This is a genomic window from Gimesia aquarii, from assembly GCF_007748175.1.
In the GTDB taxonomy this organism is placed as follows: domain Bacteria; phylum Planctomycetota; class Planctomycetia; order Planctomycetales; family Planctomycetaceae; genus Gimesia; species Gimesia aquarii_A.
Genome location: NZ_CP037422.1, coordinates 6,557,972 through 6,577,357, shown reverse-complemented (window position 1 = coordinate 6,577,357; position 19,386 = coordinate 6,557,972). Strand labels below are relative to the sequence as shown.

The 19,386-nt window shown below is 43.3% G+C and carries 16 protein-coding genes; 4 read left to right on the top strand and 12 right to left on the bottom strand.

Annotation, left to right across the window (positions count from 1 at the left end; translation table 11 throughout):
- Nucleotide 1: 1 nt before the first annotated feature.
- A complete protein-coding gene (locus V202x_RS24885) occupies nucleotides 2-1,162 on the top strand; it encodes a hypothetical protein (RefSeq protein WP_145179498.1) in 1,161 nt (386 codons plus the stop codon).
- Nucleotides 1,163-1,170: 8 nt separating this feature from the next.
- Here V202x_RS24885 and trxA read toward each other — a convergent pair whose 3' ends face one another.
- From trxA to V202x_RS24870, 3 genes are read right to left on the bottom strand one after another with little or no spacing between them, the layout of a single operon-like run.
- Nucleotides 1,171-2,034, bottom strand: coding sequence for a thioredoxin (trxA, locus tag V202x_RS28065; protein WP_145179497.1), 864 nt, complete (start codon nucleotides 2,032-2,034; stop codon nucleotides 1,171-1,173).
- Between the two features lie 50 nt (nucleotides 2,035-2,084).
- Nucleotides 2,085-2,588: a 6-pyruvoyl trahydropterin synthase family protein gene (locus tag V202x_RS24875; RefSeq protein ID WP_145179496.1), complete on the bottom strand. Its 504-nt coding sequence runs from the start codon at nucleotides 2,586-2,588 to the stop codon at nucleotides 2,085-2,087.
- Nucleotides 2,581-3,486 carry a triphosphoribosyl-dephospho-CoA synthase gene (locus V202x_RS24870; RefSeq protein WP_145179495.1) on the bottom strand — a complete coding sequence of 302 codons (906 nt, stop codon included), beginning with the start codon at nucleotides 3,484-3,486 and terminating at the stop codon, nucleotides 2,581-2,583. Before V202x_RS24870 ends, V202x_RS24875 begins: the two co-directional genes overlap by 8 nt.
- A 165-nt stretch (nucleotides 3,487-3,651) precedes the next feature.
- Between V202x_RS24870 and V202x_RS24865 the strand changes: the two genes are divergently transcribed.
- On the top strand, nucleotides 3,652-4,581 hold the full coding sequence (locus V202x_RS24865; protein WP_145179494.1) for a dihydrodipicolinate synthase family protein: 930 nt from the start codon (nucleotides 3,652-3,654) through the stop codon (nucleotides 4,579-4,581).
- A 29-nt stretch (nucleotides 4,582-4,610) separates the two neighbouring features.
- Here the strand turns inward: V202x_RS24865 and fusA are convergent, their stop codons facing one another.
- On the bottom strand, nucleotides 4,611-6,755 hold the full coding sequence (gene fusA, locus V202x_RS24860; RefSeq protein ID WP_145179493.1) for an elongation factor G: 2,145 nt from the start codon (nucleotides 6,753-6,755) through the stop codon (nucleotides 4,611-4,613).
- Between the two features lie 428 nt (nucleotides 6,756-7,183).
- Nucleotides 7,184-9,916, bottom strand: a complete 2,733-nt coding sequence (ppdK, locus tag V202x_RS24855; protein WP_145179492.1) for a pyruvate, phosphate dikinase — start codon at nucleotides 9,914-9,916, stop codon at nucleotides 7,184-7,186.
- Between the two features lie 582 nt (nucleotides 9,917-10,498).
- On the opposite strand from ppdK, the gene V202x_RS24850 reads away from it, so the two are divergent.
- Nucleotides 10,499-10,915 carry an FHA domain-containing protein gene (locus V202x_RS24850; RefSeq protein WP_197993085.1) on the top strand — a complete coding sequence of 139 codons (417 nt, stop codon included), beginning with the start codon at nucleotides 10,499-10,501 and terminating at the stop codon, nucleotides 10,913-10,915.
- A gap of 47 nt (nucleotides 10,916-10,962) precedes the next feature.
- On the opposite strand, the gene V202x_RS24845 is transcribed toward V202x_RS24850, so the two are convergent.
- Entirely contained in the window at nucleotides 10,963-11,853 is an 891-nt protein-coding gene (locus tag V202x_RS24845; protein ID WP_145179491.1) for an LpxI family protein, read from the bottom strand.
- Between the two features lie 61 nt (nucleotides 11,854-11,914).
- A complete protein-coding gene (gene lpxD, locus V202x_RS24840) occupies nucleotides 11,915-12,997 on the bottom strand; it encodes a UDP-3-O-(3-hydroxymyristoyl)glucosamine N-acyltransferase (protein WP_145179490.1) in 1,083 nt (360 codons plus the stop codon).
- A 416-nt stretch (nucleotides 12,998-13,413) separates the two neighbouring features.
- Here lpxD and aroH point away from each other — a divergent pair, with 416 nt between their 5' ends.
- The gene (aroH, locus tag V202x_RS24835) at nucleotides 13,414-13,785 is read left to right on the top strand and encodes a chorismate mutase (protein WP_145179489.1); all 372 of its coding nucleotides are present in this window, start codon (nucleotides 13,414-13,416) and stop codon (nucleotides 13,783-13,785) included.
- A 41-nt stretch (nucleotides 13,786-13,826) separates the two neighbouring features.
- On the opposite strand, the gene V202x_RS24830 is transcribed toward aroH, so the two are convergent.
- The 5 genes from V202x_RS24830 to V202x_RS24810 form a co-directional block, all read right to left on the bottom strand.
- The gene (locus tag V202x_RS24830) at nucleotides 13,827-14,633 is read right to left on the bottom strand and encodes a hypothetical protein (protein ID WP_145179488.1); all 807 of its coding nucleotides are present in this window, start codon (nucleotides 14,631-14,633) and stop codon (nucleotides 13,827-13,829) included.
- A gap of 258 nt (nucleotides 14,634-14,891) precedes the next feature.
- Nucleotides 14,892-16,475 (bottom strand): hypothetical protein, encoded by a 1,584-nt coding sequence (locus tag V202x_RS24825; RefSeq protein WP_145179487.1) that lies wholly within the window; start codon nucleotides 16,473-16,475, stop codon nucleotides 14,892-14,894.
- Nucleotides 16,476-16,561: 86 nt separating this feature from the next.
- Nucleotides 16,562-17,302 (bottom strand): PP2C family protein-serine/threonine phosphatase, encoded by a 741-nt coding sequence (locus V202x_RS24820; RefSeq protein WP_145179486.1) that lies wholly within the window; start codon nucleotides 17,300-17,302, stop codon nucleotides 16,562-16,564.
- 156 nt (nucleotides 17,303-17,458) lie between these two features.
- On the bottom strand, nucleotides 17,459-18,190 hold the full coding sequence (locus V202x_RS24815) for a PIG-L family deacetylase (RefSeq protein ID WP_145179485.1): 732 nt from the start codon (nucleotides 18,188-18,190) through the stop codon (nucleotides 17,459-17,461).
- 391 nt (nucleotides 18,191-18,581) lie between these two features.
- A complete protein-coding gene (locus tag V202x_RS24810; protein ID WP_145179484.1) occupies nucleotides 18,582-19,289 on the bottom strand; it encodes a PTS sugar transporter subunit IIA in 708 nt (235 codons plus the stop codon).
- Between the last annotated feature and the right edge of the window lie 97 nt (nucleotides 19,290-19,386).

Here is a 19,386-nt window from a genome sequence, read left to right as displayed (position 1 = left end):
TATGAGCCGCCGCACACCACAGGGGGAAGCTAATTTTGGTTCTGATTCCTTTTTGGATATCGTTGCCAATATTGTGGGGATTCTCATTATTTTGATTGTGATTGCTGGTGTCAGGATGAGTCAGGCTCCGGTTACGATGACTGAGAACCAACCGCTTAGTCCACCACAACCAGAAATTATTGATACTGATTTAGAGGTGTTTCTTCCCAAAATAGAAGCAGATCCACCAATAAAGGAAGCGCCTGGGCTACTTCTTACTCAACAGGCACCTGAACCAAAGCAGATTGTTCCTCAACAACCAAGAATTATCTATAAAGAACCTTCAGCAGAATTGCTTAGTGAGGTACGGAGAATGGAAGCAGAGTTGTCAGAGTTGGATCAAGTGATGCAAAATCGAAAAATCGGTACCCAGGAATTATTATTCCAAAAACAGACTGTCAGCGGAAAAGTGCAATCATTGGTTTCTCAGCTTGAACGAAAAAGCGATACGTTAGAAGAGCGTTATGAAAAATTATTAGGTTTAGTGACGTCGAAAGAAGAAACACAAAGAGAGCTGGAACGGGTCGTGGCCCAGTCTCGCCAGGTTTCCGTACCACGCGATGAAGTGAAGCAACTGAAGCATCGGCTGACTCCCGTGAGCCAGTTGGTGACTGATAAAGAGTGGCACTTTTTACTTTCTGAAAATAAAGTATCTTATGTACCGATCAATGAATTACTTGATGATTTGAGAGATCAAGTCATGAAACGCGGAAATTGGCTTGCCAAATATCGAGAACATCATGGTAAGGTGGGGCCCATTCGAGGATATACCATGAAGTATGTAGTTGAACGCCAGGTACTCTCGGCCATGGATCAATTAAGGAACGGAGGTAGTAGGGGATTTCGTGTGGGGGTAACCAAGTGGGAAATTGATCGTGATAATGATGTGCGTGAAGAGAATGAAGAAGTAGCACTTCAGGTTCAATCTCGATTTTATCAGGCATTAACAGATATCGGGACAGGTTCTACACTCACATTTTGGGTGTATCCTGATAGCTTTGAGCTTTATCGTGCCTTACAGAAACATGCGCACTCTTTAGGCTATCAGGTCGCTGGTCGCCCTTTACCATTTGGAGTACCAATTGCAGGTTCTCCGCAGGGAACCAGATCTGCCGGACAATGATCACATCATTAATAAAGCAGTGTCGCCAGTTTTTTGCGATAAGTACTTGCTAGAGTCGATTGTGGCCCAAGTACGTCAAAAATTTTCAAGGCTGTATCTTTGGCTTCAACTCCAGCTCCTGTTTTATCTTGTTCGATGATTGAAAGACAGATTTCGAGAGCCTCTCCGTGTTTGTTCGCAATCGCCAGGGCATCTGCTAATGCAATTTTTAGTGTCGCATTTTCCGGGTCTGCAGCTAAAGTCGCTCTTGCTTCTTCGACACCGCCTGCTTCATCTGCTGCTGCCTGAAGTTCGAGTTGCGATTTGATCTGCTCTGCTTCGGGTTCCAGAAACCCCCTCGCTTCCAGTTCATTGATGATTGTCGCGCATTCTTCAAATCGAGACTGCTTTGCTAACACCGCTGCGATCCGTAATTTTAACACATCATTATCAGGTTCCAAGTGGAAGGCTTCACGATATTTGGCTTCCGCCAGTCCAGGATCTTCCTCTTCAACATCTTGCCCCTCCTGTAACAAAATTTGAGCAGGTGAGGGGATCAGTCGACCGATCCATTCTTTTAATGTTTCTTCAGGTAAAATTCCCTGAAAGTGATCGACGGGTTGCCCATTTAGAAAAGCAACAACAGTGGGGATGGATTGTACTTGAAACGCAGCCGCCAAACCCTGTTGTTCATCGATATTGATTTTAGCGAGGTGAAATTTTCCCTGATACTCCTCAAGCAGTTTCTCCAGGATCGGAGTTAACTGCTGGCAAGGGCCACACCAGGGAGCCCAGAAATCAATTAGAACTGGTGTTTGTTCAGATTGTTTTACGACACCTGATTCAAAGTTTTCTTCAGTGATATCGGTAATCCATGTAGTATTGGCTGACATTTTTGATTCCTTGGTTGGTTCATATTCTTATCTTGAAATTTGGTAGAACATCAGTTTTGAGGTATGGCAAGTTGACAGATAGCCCATTGCCCAAAGTTTTCTTCCACTTCAATTTGTAATAGTTCGAGCTGACTCGACGCATTAGATCCTATCACAGGCATTAATTGCAGGCCAATCCAATGAGCAATTAATTCTGCAGTTGTATTTTCAATAGGCAGCAAAATGCAATCTTCTTTTGGAAATACCCAACGCCGCTTTTCAAAAGTTGCTTGGACTTCTTCATCGATTTCTGATACTTCAATCATGTGATGCTTCATCGGGAGCAAGACGCGGTGATCGAGGGAGTCAACTGTTTTTTGTAATCGATCTCGTAACGCAATAAAGTCAAACACATAACAATTTTCATCCAATGGCCCAGATAATTCAGCGGCGACTCGCCAATTATGTCCGTGGAGCCTTTCACAAATATTTCCATTAAAAGTAATGAAATGAGCGGCACTAAATACAAGATGATCTTTGGTGACGCGTACTTTGTATTGTGCTGAATTATTCATGATTTGGGATCATTCTCAAGTCGGTTACATATTTTGGGGGAATCTGTTTTGTGATTGTACTAAGATCAGGAGTGGGAATAAAACCATCCCGCATTGCAACAAAAAGGCCGGCAACAATCAAATCAGCTGTAGTTCCCGGATTGCGTTGGTTTCCGTTATCGCGTAGCCACGCATCGAATCGAGTTAAACTTTTGAAGAATTGGTTAGAGTTCTGGACTTCGCGTGCAAACTGTCCAGCTTGCCATGCCTCTTCACGACCACATTTTCTCGCGATCAAAGTGTCTGGGAACTCAGCCATTAGTTGAAGCTGCAGCCGAATGATGACCTCTTCCCAATTAAGGCATGTATTCCATAGTTCTTTCAACACCGGCGCTGCTGTGCCCAGGGTAATTTGAAAATTATTTGCGTATTCACTGGCAACAGAATCTCGATCAGCGGCCAGCCCCATCACTTCTCGAAGTGTTCCCGTCGGTTCAGTAGTCACGTCTTCTGCTTCTGTTTTTCCCAGCCCTCCTGGTTTGGCAATGCGAATTGCTTCGTAAACTTCTCTGGCATCCTCAATGGAAAGATGATTCAAAATAGTTTGAATTCCTTCAGCCACAGTTTCTTCTAACGAAACAGCTGACAACGGTGCCAGTAATAATACGATTCCGAGGTTTGAGTTACTTGGAATGGCTTTCTGCGTCTCTTTGATGCATTCCTTAATCACAGAACCTATATTTTGTGAACATGAATTAACCAGGATGGGGGCAATCACGTTGGCAGATTTCAAAAAATCACGATAGGTTAAATCAGGGAATGAAGCTTCAGGATGTACGTTTCCCGGTTTTCTGGCGGTTGCTTCCATTAAACAAGCTAGATAAAGCCAGTTTTCGAGTTGTAGATTATTTTTGCTCATAAGCCTCGGTGAGATTGATGGCGAGAGGGATTCCGCGTACAACAGTATGTAAAGAAAATTAATTTATCTTGCTGGATTTCAGTTTATCGTTTCAATTTTGCAGGATGAAACCCCGGAAATGAAGTCTCTGGCGTATCGATCTCCCCAGGTAACAGGAATTGTTTTATGAGCCTCCAAATAGAGAACCAACAACTGCAAACTGTTCACATTGTACCTCTGACGGCTTTTGATCAAAACGATCAGATTAATGCAGAAGTACAATCTGCTCATACTGCAAAATTATATGAAGCAGGGATGCGCGTTTTTCTGCCCGGAGCGGGTACCAGTGAATTTCATAGCTTGCTTCCAGAGGAAATTATTGAGTTGGTGAAAATTACGCGCGAAGTAGCCGGGCCGGATGCCCTTATCTTTGCTCCGATTGGGTATCAGGTTGGTGTCGCTTGTCAGACTGCGATTGATTCCATGAAAGCTGGTGCTACAGGAATCATGTTCATGCCGTTTGCCCACCCTTACATGAGTGATCGTGGTGCGGAAGAGTATTATCTGAGTGTGATGGATGCCGCGGATTGCCCGACTTTGTACTACAAAAAGTCAGACATTCCCAGCGATTCATTGCTGCTTAAATTAGCCGCCGATAAGCGATCGATTGGAGTAAAGTACTCGGTGAATCAGATGCATCAGTTCCGCACGACGGTTAACGCAGATCAAGATGGTTTAGAATGGATTTGTGGTTCAGCCGAGCGATTTGCTCCGTATTATATGCTGGCTGGTTCAGGTGGGTTTACGAGTGGTGCTGGAAATCTTTGTCCACATTTATCATTGGCTATGCACGCTGCCTTTGCTTCGGGGGAATTTGAGCGAGGGATGCAAATTCAACAACTGATTCTGCCCATTGAGGACTATCGGGCTAGAGCAGGGGATAGTTTCAATATTAGTATGCTGAAATATGCGATTACTTTGACAGGTGTAGATTTCGGTCCACCACGCCCGCCACAGCGAACACTCACTGCTGAACAAGAAAAGGAGATTCGGCAATTAATGGAACCGATTCTCGAGGCGGAAGAGGAATTCGCGCAACAAAAAAGCCCCGTTTAACAAAACGGGGCTTTTATCTGGTTTAGAACTTAGGCTGTTGCCATGCGTTCTTCTTTTTCTTTCAGACGTCGTGCCACGACCTCTTCTTGAATATTTCTGGGGACCTGAGAGTAACGAGAGAATTCCATGCTGAATCCACCTTTACCCTGTGTCATCGAACGTAGTTCATTGGCATAGTCGAACATGTTTGCCAGTGGTACTTCCGCGATGAAAATACTGGTTCCCATTTTCGTTTCAGAAGTATTGATCACGCCTCGTTTCTGTGCGACATGACCGGAAACAGCCCCCTGATATTCTTCAGGAACTTCCACTTCCAGTTTCATAATGGGTTCAAGCAGAGCCATGTTCGCTTTCTTCAATGCATCTCGCATACAATTGAAACCAGCAACATTGAAAGCCATTTCTGATGAGTCGACGTCATGATAGCTACCATCAGAAAGTGTGGCTTTAACTCCCACGACTTCGCACTCGCAAAGAGGACCTTTGACCAAAGCTCGCTGAAAACCTTTATCTACAGCAGGAATGTATTCTCGAGGAATACGACCCTGGCTAATATCATTGATAAACTCATAAGTTTCACTATCGTTCTCAACAGCGATCGGCTCAATTTGCCCAACGACGTGAGCGTATTGACCAGAACCACCAGTTTGCTTTTTGTGCTTGTGATTGTATTCCACAGGAATAGTAGGAGTCTCGCGATAAGCGACACGTGGCTCACCAACAATACATTCCACTTTATATTCACGTTTGATACGCTCGATATAAACATCCAGGTGTAACTGGCCCATTCCTGCGATGATGGTCTGATTGGTTTCTTCATCAGTCATCACGTGGAAAGTAGGATCTTCTCGGTTAAAGCGTTGAATGGCTTTAGCCAGACGGTCTGCTCCATCCCGGTCGAGTGGTTCAATGGAAAGCCGAATGACAGGCTCGGGAACAAAGATACTCTCGAGTGCAAAGTTAACATCATCACTACAGAAGGTATCCCCAGAGGCACATTCCATACCAACAGCGGCAATAATATCACCGGCTTCACCGCAATCTACATCTTCACGGCTGTCAGCATGCATACGTACCAAGCGACCAAACCGGGTAGAGTTCCCTGTTCTGGTATTAATGTAACTTTGACCTTTTTCAATTTTACCTTGATAAATACGCATGTATGTCAATTGGCCGAATGTCTCATCGACAATCTTGAACGCCATGGCTACCAAAGGTTTATCAGAAGAATGTGACAGTTTGGTTCGGAAAGATTCGCTGTCTGTCTTTTCCTGACCTTCTTTAATTGCTTTCTGTTGTGCGTCCAGATCAATTGCAGAGATTTCACGGTCAAGTGGGCTAGGCAAGAAGCGTACGACTGCATCAAGCAGAGTTTGAACTCCTTTGTTTTTGAATGCAGTACCCATCATGACTGGGGTGATTTCGTGTGAAAGCGTAGCATCACGGATAACCGTATAGATATCTTCCACAGGAACTTCTGCTTCCTCGAGCAATGCAACCATCAAGTCGTCACTGAACATGGAGAGCGTTTCAAGCATCGCAGAGCGCGCTTCTTCAGCAGCTTCTTTAAATTGTTCAGGAATCTCGCCAAAGATCTCATTTTCGCCTTGCTCACCTTCATAGGTGACAGCTTGCATGGTAACCAGATCAATGACACCTTCGAATTGCGCTCCTTCACCCATTGGAATCTGTAATGGCAGAGGTACGACGTGCAGCTTTTCTTCGATTTGCTGAATCACGCTGGCAGAGTCTGCACCAGTACGGTCCATCTTGTTGATAAACGCGATACGGGGGACACCATAACGTTTCATCTGACGGTCAACCGTTAATGATTGACTTTGCACACCACCTACAGAGCAAAGTACCAGCACAGCACCATCCAGCACACGCAGGCTACGTTCTACTTCCACAGTGAAGTCAACGTGACCCGGGGTGTCAATGATATTAATCGTTGTATCTTTCCACTGGACCTGCGTCGCTGCGGAAGCGATTGTGATACCTCGCTCACGTTCAAGGTCCATGCTGTCCATGGTAGCGCCACCATCGCCGCCACGTACTTCACGTACTTTATGAATTCGTCCTGAATAGTACAGAACTCGTTCGGTAAGTGTCGTTTTACCAGAGTCAATGTGAGCCGAAATTCCAATGTTTCGATACTTGTCCAGATTTTTCATGGCTTTGATGAACGTTTAATTAAGGTAACAGGTTATGGATACAAAACGGACGGCAACATACCGACCTAGTTAAAGAGCTCAATTCTTACAGGAACGTTTAGTGAGAAGAAACACTCAAGTTTTCACAGGGGATGGCCCTGCAAAATCGCATCACTCTACTGGTGTGATGGTTGATCCGGCAGGTTTTGTAAACATGGGATCACTGTCATCGGGACATTCGCAAGTAGGCAATCTGAGCGTAAGGTGTGAGCGTAGAATCTTATCGTTGTATCGTCTTTGGGGGAAGAGGATTTTTGGTTAAATTCAGAAAACTCACTGATTTATTACTTAATTCACATATTCGGATCATTTTGAAATTCAAGGCAAAAGAAACAGGGAGAGATTTACATGAATCTCTCCCTGTTGTTAAGTACTTTCTTTAAATAGTCTTAGGCATTTTCTTCCAGGACGGCCTGGGCTGCTGCCAACCGGGCAATAGGCACTCGGAAGGGAGAGCAACTCACATAGTCAAGACCTAGTTTATGGCAGAAGATGACACTGGCAGGATCACCGCCATGTTCACCACAAATACCGATTTTCAGATCCGAGCGAGCTCCACGACCTCGTTCGACACCTGTTTTCATAAGACGTCCCACTCCATCCTGATCGATGGTTTGGAAGGGATCTGCGGGAACAATGTCGTTTTCACGGTAATGACCGATGAATGTACCATAATCATCACGGCTCATTCCGAGAGTCGTTTGTGTTAAGTCATTGGTTCCAAAGCTGAAAAATTCAGCTGTTTCCGCGATCTGATCAGCACAAATCGCAGCACGAGGAAGTTCAACCATTGTACCAACTAGATAGTTGACTTTGACGCCTTTCTCCTGCAGTACTTTTTCCGCTTCATTGCGAATAATGGCTGCCTGGTTATCAAATTCTGTTTTGAATCCGGCCAGAGGGACCATGATTTCAGGATAGACATCAATTCCAGAACTCTGGACATCACAGGCAGCTTCCATTATGGCTCGTGCCTGCATTGCTGTAATTTCTGGATAAACAATTCCCAGGCGGCAACCACGGTGACCAAGCATCGGGTTCAGTTCATGGAGTTCTTCTACACGACGACGGATGAATTCAACTGTAACACCCAACTCATTTGCAAGTTCCTCAGCCAATGTCGGGTTTTCTTCGAGGTGGCGATCAGAAAGGAATTCGTGCAACGGTGGATCTAAGAGTCGAATCGTAACCGGTAACCCATTCATTGCCTTGAAGATTCCAGTAAAGTCCTCACGTTGGAACGGAAGCAGTTTGTTGACTGCTTTGGTTCGGGACTCAACATCGCCAGCTGCAATCATCTCGCGAATTTCAGCCAGATGGTGGAAGAACATATGCTCGGTACGGCAAAGTCCAATTCCTTCAGCACCAAATGCAATCGCTTCAGCAGATTGATCTGGCTGATCGGCGTTAGTGCGTACTTTTAGTTTTCGAATTTCATCAACCCAACTCATCAGTTGTTGATAGCGTTGGAATGTTTCTGAATCTTCCGGTTTCATTGTTTTTGAAATCAGCACTTCGACAATTTCACTTGGTTTTGTTTCCACTTTTCCAGCAAAGACCTCGCCTGTGAAACCGTCGATGCTGATCCAGTCACCCTTTTTGAGTACTTTGTCACCTGCTGTGATAGTTCCCGCTTCATTATCTATTTTTAGTTCTGAAGCTCCCACAATACAGGCTTTTCCCATTTGACGGCTCACAAGGGCTGCGTGAGAACTGGCACCACCCAAGGCTGTCAAAATTCCCTTGGAGACACGCATGCCTCGCAAGTCTTCTGGGCTGGTTTCTCTTCGAACTAAAACAAGCTCTGCTGAGTTATCGTTGTTATAAATTGCCTCTGCATCTTCAGCACTGAAGCAGATGTGACCACAAGCAGCACCGGGGCCGGCATTGATCCCTTTGGTAAGAAGATTTCCTTCTTTCGTCGCTTTTTCCTTTTCTGCAGGATCGAAAATTGGTTGAAGTAATTGGTTCAAGTCATCGGCGGGAATCCGTTTTTTTGTAATTGCCTGCTCTTTGCTGACCAGGCCTTCGTTGACCATATCGACGGCAATACGAACAGCAGCAAAACCGGTACGTTTTGCATTTCGAGTTTGCAGCATCCAGACTCTACCACGTTGAATCGTAAACTCGATATCCTGAACATCTTTGTAATGCTGTTCCAGCTTTCGCCCGATGTCGTCGAGCTGTTTGTAGCCATCGGGCATGTCCGTGCTCAAAGTCAACTCAATCTGTTTGGGAGTGCGAATTCCGGCAACCACGTCTTCACCCTGAGCGTTGATAAGGTAGTCACCACAGAAACCGGGTTCTCCGGTCGAGCAATTTCGAGTTAGTCCAACGCCAGTGGCACAGTCATCCCCCAAGTTTCCGTAGACCATTGCTTGTACGTTACAGGCAGTACCCCAATTGTGAGGTATGCCATAGTCACGTCGGTAAACGACAGCACGGTCATTGTCCCAGCTGCTGAATACCGCTCCAATGGCACCCCAGATCTGTTGTTTAGGATCAGTAGGGAAGTCCAAACCGGTTCCTTCTTTGATCAACTGTTTGAATTCAGCGACCAGTTCTTTTAGTTGTTCTGCATTCAGCTCCGAATCGTATTGAACCCCGGCAGCTTCACGTTTGGCTTCTAGAGCGTGTTCAAATGGGTCTTCGTCTGCTCCTTTCATGCCTAGTACGACATCACCATACATTTGCACGAAGCGGCGATAGCTGTCCCATGCGAATGCTTCGTTGCCAGACTGCTTAGCCAAGGCTTCGACAGTCGTATCATTGAGCCCAATATTCAAGACCGTGTCCATCATACCTGGCATTGATTCGCGTGCCCCAGAGCGGCAGGAGACCAGAAGCGGGTTGGTAGCACAACCAAATTTTGCACCCATGGCTTCTTCCACTTGTGCCAGTGCTTTTTCGACTTGTTCTTCAATGCCTTCCGGGTATTCTCCTTTTGTTTTGCTGTAGTGAATACACACATCTGTATTCAAAGTGAATCCGGCTGGTACAGGAAGGCCGATATTAATCATTTCTGCCAGGTTCGCTCCTTTACCCCCCAGGGTATTCCGCATTGTGGCGTCGCCATCTGCTTTTCCATCGCCGAAGAAGTACACATACTTTTGACCTGACATACTTAAATCCTCTTAATGTTAATCGATTAGGCTTGCGGTTCCTTCACGTGAAGAAACTGGTTGCTAACCAGTACATATCTATTGTTAAGAAGCTTAATGCTTCCTTTTAAGATGAGGGGCTGAGATTCAGCACCCTCTCATATTCAATTCCGGAAATCGCGGCAGCGATTGTCTTAAGATAGACTCGTATATGACACCTGATGTCCCGTTGATCCGAATACTGCAGAATCATTTTCAGGCTGATTTTTCTCGTTGATTGTGATTGAATCACTATACGCTAAGCCATCAGTTTGCAGCATATTTACTAGGGACACTACCATTGCTCAGTCTCACCGTCAAGCGACTGGCCCTATTCAGGTTAAATGCCATTCGAATTCTTCTGATTCAGCCGGAAGCATCTCATCGAATAGACAATTTTCACTTTATACTGATCTGGGTAAATTCGCATGGAAATTGCTTTTAGGTTTGATAACATGCATGAAATGGCCTTCAATTTCTATTGACTTTGCATCTCTCTCAATAACAATAAATTATATAAAAACAGTTACTTATGTATTTTAGGTCTTACTCTGGGCTGCACACATGATAGCGCGATTGATTCCTGTAAATGGAGGCCAGCCCATTGTTTTGAAAAATGATGTGACTGTTGTCGGTCGCAAATCTGATTTGTGTGACATTCAGATTGATACGAATAGTGTTTCAAAGATTCATTGCGTGATTATCAAAACAGATGGACTTCTATTTGTCCGAGATCTCTGTAGCACAAATGGTACACGTGTGAATGGCCAAAAGATAATTCGTGGTGCATTGTTACCGGGAGATGAATTATCGATCGCTTCTACAAAATACGAAGTGGAACTATCTGGGGAGCATAAAGAAGACGATCCACCTACCGCAATTCATCAGAGGACAGAGATGCTGACGGCATTCAATCTGGAAATCGAAAACGATCGCCTCGATTCGGACAGCGGGAACGAAATCAAATTGATTTCTGAATGAAATCTCTTGGGATTGAATTATGGGATTGAATTAGTTGAGACATGTCTTTAACTGGCTAATTGCAAAGTTAGTTCTTCTTCATTGAGTGAAACGATTGCAATCCCTAATTTGTCTGCCAGATCGGCAACTTCCTGCTGATCAATCATGATGGTCTGATTGCTTTCGATTGCTAGAACGCGTCCCCCAGCTTCGTGCATGGTTTGTAGAGTTTTAATACCGACTGTGGGAACATCAAATCGTCGATCCTGCTGTGGTTTGGCTACTTTCACGACACAGAAGCCACCTCGTTTACATAACTCTCCCGCACGTTGGATGGCCCTGTCTGTACCTTCAATCGCTTCGACTGCTATGACTGCTTTATCATTGATTACAACACTTTGTCCAATATCTAATTGACCCATTTGTTTGGCGATATCCCATCCCATTTTAATATCTTCCCATTGAGATGGATTGGGGTGTCTTTTTGTAAGAAATCCATGTTTCACAAGTAACTCCGGACAATAATCCAAGGCAGATTCAAAATATAAATTATCGCGTTCAAACTCTTTGATGACGGCCAGTAACAAGGTATCGTCTTTTCGATCTTTTTTGGCATATCGATACCACATATGCAATGTGCGCAGATCCGGTAGTAATTTAAAAATTCGAAACGGACTGAATAATACTGTTTTTTCAATTTTCCCAGCCATCACAATACGCTTTACTTTTTCGTGATGAAATAGCTTGATTGCTCGGCCGATGCGTGCCAAAGGAATCCAGTGGAACGTGTCGCAGACATCTATTAACTCTTCACTGGCCATTCCAAAGATTCCAAGGCAACAAACGGAATATCCTTGCTTACGTGCTTGCTTTGCAAACACGATAGGGAATCGACCTGCTCCTGCCAGAAGCCCAATTTGCTTTAGCGGTGTTGTGTTCTTGGATTGAAGTTTATTCATCAATATGAGAGGGTTTTATTCTGATTTCTTTAAACAGCTATCATCTCAGTTTAGTGCAGATTTATGCTGCAGGGGATTCATTTTTTAATTCTTCAAAGCGTTGATTCAGTTCTTGAATGTGTTTTTCCAGATCACGAATTTGTTTTCTCATTTCCGGAACTTTTCGAATGGACATTACGATCTTACGCTGTTCTTTTTCAGGAGCCGCTGGAGTCCCAATATGAATTTCTCCAGAAGGAATATCACGATGAACGCCAGCGCGTGCCCCCAATGTCGCTTTATCTCCAACATGAACGTGATCTGCAATCCCAACTTGGCCGGCACAGCGAACATAGTCTCCAGTTGTAATAGAACCTGCAAATCCAACTTGTGAAGCGAAAGCGTTGTGTTTTCCAATCTCGCAGTTGTGGGCAATCATGACCTGATTATCAATTTTTGATCCTTCTCCAATGACGGTGGCTCCGATCATCCCTCGGTCAATCGTAGTGCCTGCTCCAATTTCGACGTCTTCTTCAATTTGCACACTTCCCAAGTGAGGAATTTTGAGATAACTGCCATTCTCAAATCGATAGCCAAAACCATCGCATCCCAGAACTGCAGTTGCATGTATGAGTACACGATTTGCTATCTTTACATCGGGATACAAAACGGCGTTTGCATGAATGGTGACATCGTCTCCAATGACACAATCATCACCTATGTAAACACCGGGATAAATTCTACAATTATTACCGATTTGAACTCCAGGACGAATCGTAACCTGAGGATATATATGGCAGTTATTGCCTATTGTCACTTCATTGCTAATTTCTGCTTCGGATGAAATTCCTATTTCGGGTAATGAACGTGGGGGACGCAGCTTCTGGATAATTTGAATAAATGCTGCCTGTGCATCGACTACTGTTAGGGATGCGAAGGTTGCACCCTCATATGTCTTTTGAAACGACTCTTCCAACCGTTGCTCAACGATTACCGCACCTGCGTTGCTTGATTGTAGTCGCTTTAGATTGAGTTCGTCGCCGACGAATGTAATGTCATGCGGTCCTGCTTTCAGAACAGATTCTGCGCCATGTATTTCCAGCCTCTGATTACCCCTCGCTGGGCAGTCCAGTGCTTGAGCGATCCACTCGACAGTCGTCGACATCAAGGAGTCCTTTCCAAAAGATGCACGTTATTAAATTTAATATCCAGACTTATTTCAGGAGAATGAGTGACACCATCATGGTGATCCTTATGGTTCTATTCTCCTCTGATCAAGTAAAGAGAGCGGTTTTTACCTGATAAAGCGAAAGTAACGCAAGAGCATTTTTAAAAATGCAGCCTGATCGACTTCTAGTTGCTATTTTGTTAAGTATTACTGATCATTATAGTTAAACTTCATTACATGGTCATAGGTTGTCCATAATTTGAGAATGCAACTAGTAGCGAACAGCCGATGAATTAGTTAGGATGTGATTATGGCTGTTTTAGTTATTCCCGGTTAACAAAGTCGTGTTTATCAGCTTTTGAATACTGGATCGGGATTGCAACAGATTTTTTTATAGATACATGGTATTTGCGATGTCGGTGCGTGGAATTCGTGGTGCAACAACGGTAACTCAGGATAACTCTGTGGAGGTATTGTCCGCAACACGTGGGTTACTTGAGCAGCTTCTTACAGCAAATCAAATCGATAACTATGAAGATATCGTATCTGTCTTTTTTACGACAACGCCAGATCTAACCTCAGTATTTCCAGCTGAAGCAGCACGCGAATTGGGTATGAAATCAGTGCCTTTAATTTGTGCTTCTGAAATCGCTGTAAAAGGGGCAATGCCTCGTTGTATCCGTGTCATGCTTCATGTAAATACTAGTCAGAAACAATCAGAGGTTGTTCACGTCTATTTAAACGAAGCACAAAAGCTTCGTCCGGATGTGGCATCCGCACAATGACTTTGAGAAATGCCGAATTGATTGAGGCAAAATAATATCGCCTATTTTATTTTGTCCAGCCTAGGATCAGGCGGATCAGTTCCAATAATTGCTTCTGTAGAAGTCCATTGCAGGCGATCGTTAGAATCTATTTCATCTATTGTGAAGGGAATTCCGTGTTCTTCAAGTGGATCTAAAAGATCTTCAAGAGGGTTTTTTAGAAATTCAGGAGGTAAGACCTCTTTCAATTCATCCCAATGAGTTCTGACCAGATTGACATTTTCTGGAGGGATTTGAATGAGATGTTCTGCACGATTCACACGTGCGATCCACATTGCTTCATTTAGTGTGCGGTGTCGCTCTTCTAGTGAGAGTGATGAGAAAGGTCGCTTATCTAACTGAAGTTGATGAATAACTTTATTACCCTTCTGCATGATCGCTTCCAGATTTTGATCTTCGCGTAGTTGGTGACGGCTCGCTGCCAGACCAATGGCCAATGTAATACTGATGAACTGGTCTTTGGACATTTCCCTGCGGTGCAACGCTTTTTTCAACGTTCGGTTTCGATTTCCAAAGTGATCACTAATCCGTTCTATTTCCCACAACTGCGATAAATTGATTTGTTCGCTGTTAACAAGATCTTCAATGGGTAAAGAGCGAATATGACTCCAATTGGGAGCAGGAGCGTAAACGGAAGGAAAAGGTGGGACTTTTTTTTGTGGTAACAGCCTGATAACTTTGAGGTATTTTTTCAGTTCGCTTTCAGTGACTTTTTCGTTGATTTGTTTGAGTTCAGTATAGTCGAGAGAATTATCAGAACAAGAAACGTTAAAGCAAAAGCTTATCAGACTCAGACTATAGAAGATCATAGAATCTCTGAAATGTGACAAGATTCTGTTCATATTAACCATGGATAGAATCCAAAATCTTAAGACACAGATTGACGATCATGCTTTGATTGAGTATCAAGGACATAACATTTGATAAGATACCTCTCTACAATTATCGACATGTTTTAGTGGTGAAGCAGTTCCGCTCATAAGAATTACGAATATCGGGATTATATGGAATATGTGCGGGCCATCAACGATGGCACAATCGGAAAATTTTGACTTGCACACAAACCTCTATCCGGGAGGAAAGTGAAAGCCTGTGATTCTGCTGACAGTCGCCACGCAGACAACAGCTTGAGCGATCAAAGCAACAATCCAAACCGATTGTGATTTTAGAAAAGCGGATGGTGCAGAATAATTTAAAGTTGATTCGATCTGAATCATGTGCCAGTACGGGATTGTCATTAGCAGGAACCATGGAAGAAATATTAACCAGAGGCGAGCAGCCTCCCCCATATTTTTTCCAGAGAGCCATAACAGTCCCAATACGATGACACAAGAAAATACTAGATTTTTTAAACTTGGGTCAAAGTACTCATATTCTTGATTACACAGAAAAAGTTTCTGGCGATAGAAAGATTTCACAACAAGCCAGGACAAAGGTAACCCGAGTGCCAGGCTAATTTCAATTGGATTCACCAGTAACCATTTCCAGTAAGTACGTGGATATTGCAAATAAAAGCCGGCGTGATTTTGTAAATTTAAAATCCAGACATTTAACAGGTTGAGATCAAATAAAACTGCCATTAAGAGTGTGGGGATCAAGAAACCGAGAAGACCATAAAATACAGCGAAAAAAAACGGCTTCCAGAGAGGTTTGTGTTGGCTTTTATCGAAGTGAAGATACCAAACTTCTAATATGCAATAGAATATCGCACAAAGCGCTACAGGCAGAAAGGCCAGTGACAAGAAAAAGCCGATCCAGAGGAATAAACCAGCCAGTACAAACAGCGACTTAGAGTTGTGTCTCCAGGCAATGACCCAGAAGTATAAAAACAGAACCGCGATGACGGAATAGAGTGCGTCTGATTTCGGTTGAAAAATCAATGTGGATGGTATCAACGGCCAGAATGCGGATACTTGCCAGCTAACTTCACGTGATGTGAATTCTCGCGACAGCCAAAAAAGGGGAATCACTGTAAGTGAAGACATTATGAGGGTGATGATGGTTGCTAGCCAGAGTACAGCGCTATCAAGATTTGTGAATGGGTTTTCAGATGCAGCAGTAATTTGAGTAATCGTTTCCGTGGCTTCCTGAAAAGAGGTCGGTTGTGAATTAAGAAGCAAGGATTGTAATTCAGGAACGTTTTCACAAAGCTGAATCAGGCTGAGATAAAAAAGGGGGAGCCCAGGAGGGTGAGTTCCTTCGTGCAACACATCTCCCTTTTTCATTTTTTCTTCATAATGCGTCATAAAATCACTGGCATCAGTTATCTCATCGCGTGCTTCAGTAAAATAACCTGAGGAACCTTTGTAATAGAGAACAAATGGTGCTTTTGAAAGTCGGTACTCAGCTGGTGGGCTGTCCTGTAACATTAGCGACCAAATTATTCCCGAAGTCGCTAAGTAAACTAGCCAGATTGATAATTCCCAACGTGAACAAAATTTGATTCGGGAAAGAACGAACAGAGTTACCAGTAAATAGACTCCGAAAATAATTCCGGAAACTATCCACCCAAGGATCATTTCTGGTCCCACATCTGTCAGTCGCTGCCAAGCCCATTCATCGGTAATTCCCAATGGTATTTTCGAAAACCAAAAAAGGCAGATTGTAATAACTACTGTGATCAGAAAAGGGAGTAATGTTCGTAATTGCATGAACTGAGCCAGATTGAAAATTGAAGCAAACAGTTTGCAAAGGAGCGTGAGATATTGAGGCTTCTATTGTGGAGTAGCATAAATCGTTAATCAGTAAATAAAACGATGCAGGTTATATTATCTTTTGATCCTCCTTCTTGTGCCGCTTTTACAATTGCTTCAGCTGTAGCCTGTGGATCTTCTGACTTTCCCAGCAGCTCTTGTAGATTTTCGTCCGGAAGCCCATCGGTAACTCCATCTGAGCAGAGGATAATGCGATCCTGCGGTAAAGGATCTAACTGTCGCGCTTGCGTGCCAGCACTTCCATCTTTTGTGCCTAGATATCGATAGAGTACATTTTTGTATCGATGAGTTTGTGCTTCTTCTTCTGTAATGGTACCAGCATCGACTAATGCTTGTGTGAGAGAATGATCTGTGGTTAACTGATGCAGTGTATTATTTCTCAATAAATAAACACGACTATCGCCAACGCCTCCAATAAAAAATTTTCCATTAACCTGAATGGCAAAGACGATTGTTGTTCCCATACTCCGGCAATTAGGGTCCACTTCTCCAAGTGCCATAATTTCTGTGTTTGCATGAGAGACTGCATTATCAATGGATTGGATCACGTTTTCTGCATTATCATTCTCAAAGTCGATAAGTTCATTCAATTTTTCTGGAATCAATTCGATCGCTAATTGGCTGGCCTTTTCACCTGCACTCTGTCCTCCCATACCATCTGCAACCAGAAAGTATTTATTGAGAGAATCAATGTAATAATTGTCTTCATTATTTTCGCGGAAATTTCCGGTAATGCTGACAGTGCCGTAACGAATTCCAACCATTTATAAGCCTGTTTTACTCGCGATGATCTATCAAGTAGAGGTTGAGATCTCATTTTCCAAATGTCTAATATCTCCGTGGCATGATAACATCTTTTATAGGAGATGGAAATTTTAAAAAGGCTGTATCTAGTGGTTTTTTATTGTCTTAGAAAAAAGTTAGGGGCAAACAGTCTGCACCAGGTCTCGTACTCCCAGTGTTGTTGAACAGATAAAGAGTTCTCCCGCATCAAATCCGGCACTGGTTCCCAACAGAGTGTTCTGGCTTTCAACGAGACGAAATATGCGTTCTTTTTCAGGAGGAAACTGGGATTGATAGGCACGTATGGAATCCAGCTTTTGTTGCAGTGTTTCTGAAATATCGACAACAAAGTGCCCACTTCCTTCTGGATAATTTAATGAACCAAATCCCAGGGGGTACCACACTTGTTTTTTAATTGTATGAGGTTCTGTGTTGTTAAAATGTTCGTTCCACTTTGTCAAACGAGAATAAAAAACCGCTGCATCTGTAATCTGCATGGCTTGCCAATGGTCCGGAGAAGCCATTGGTGTTTTTCCTGCTAATCCCAGGACAACTTGTGGACGATATTTTCGAAAAAGAGTAGCCAAAGCGACGCGGTTTTCAAAGTTATCGAAAAGCCGTCGATTTGTCAGTTCCAATGTTTCTCGGACATGAACTCCCAGAATTTCTGCTGCTTTTTCTGCTTCTTTCAGTCTTGCTTCAGGCCCTGGACTTAAAGGAGTTGGTTCACCGTCAGTAAGATCAACAATTCCAACACGATAACCTTGCAGGACTAGTTTTGCCAATGTTCCGCCGCAGGCGATCTCAACGTCATCAGGGTGTGCACCAACGGCGATTACGTCAAGCGGTTCCAGTGGCTCTGCGTTCATAAGCTTGGTTCTCATGCAATTTGAAAATTGAGATGTTTTTTAGTTTTGATAAAAATTTGATGTCTTTCAGTTTAGAAATAACACCTATATAAAAGCATTGGGAACTATTCTTTGTCTTTAATAAGTATTCGTCAACGATAGAAACTTGAATATCTTGAGAATCGTAATAATCGAAGTCAGTAATGTTACACTTTGATTCACAATTCGTAATTAATTTCGTTTGAAGAGATGATGAAGTTCGATCTAAGAATTGAGTAAGATGAGAGGATATCGCGTTTCAATTAGTAAATGAGAAATCAGTAAAACGATACAAAACCCAGTTCAGATTGTGCTTGAAACAATGCTCTTCAGTTTGAAAATTGTCGAGGGACAAAGCTTGCTTTAGTTGATACTAAATTTCGGCTATTTTTTTTTCTGCTTCGATTATCACGTGTCTCGTTTGCTGTGGAGTAGGTGCCTCACGTAATTGGTCTAAAAAGTCTGGAAGTTGTATCATCCTCCCTAATCTGGCAAGTACTGAAAGGTGTGTCGATGTATCACTACAGATTACAAGAAAAAAAATATCTGTGAGTTTGCCATTGGGGGCGCCAAAAGGAATTCCGGAAAGTGTACGCCCATAGGCTATTAATAGATCACCTACTGCATCGGGAATTGAATTTCTGGGGTGAGGAATGGCAACACCATTTTCAAAAGCGGTAGAATACGCTTCTTCACGTTGTTGGACTGCTGTCAAAACGGTTGCCGGCTCCCAGATTTGCCAAGTTCTACCAGCAGTTTCAATTAAAGTTTCCAGTACGGATCTTTTTGTGCGAGCATTTAGTGGAACCTCAATTAATTTCTCAGGCATTAAACTACTAATCAGATAATCTGAGTCAAGTTGAGGGTGCGAATTGTTTTGTTCCACTTGCTCAAGTTCAGAGATCGTATAGCCACGCATCTCTTTTTCCAGCCAATGTGTAATTTCCGTGGGATGGAATTGCCATTCGCCATTTACTTTCCGGCCTGGAATTCTTCCTCTGTTCGCCAGTTTCTCAAGCTCGCGTCTGTCTCTACCGAGTTGCTTTGATAAATCATTCAGGCTAAAAGGTCTGTGAGCCATTTCAGATTACCATATTTTGGAAGAAATTTAGGAATGAAAAGTCAGCTATAATCTTTGCCAAGAATCAGTTTCTGATTCAAATGAATTACGATTCGCA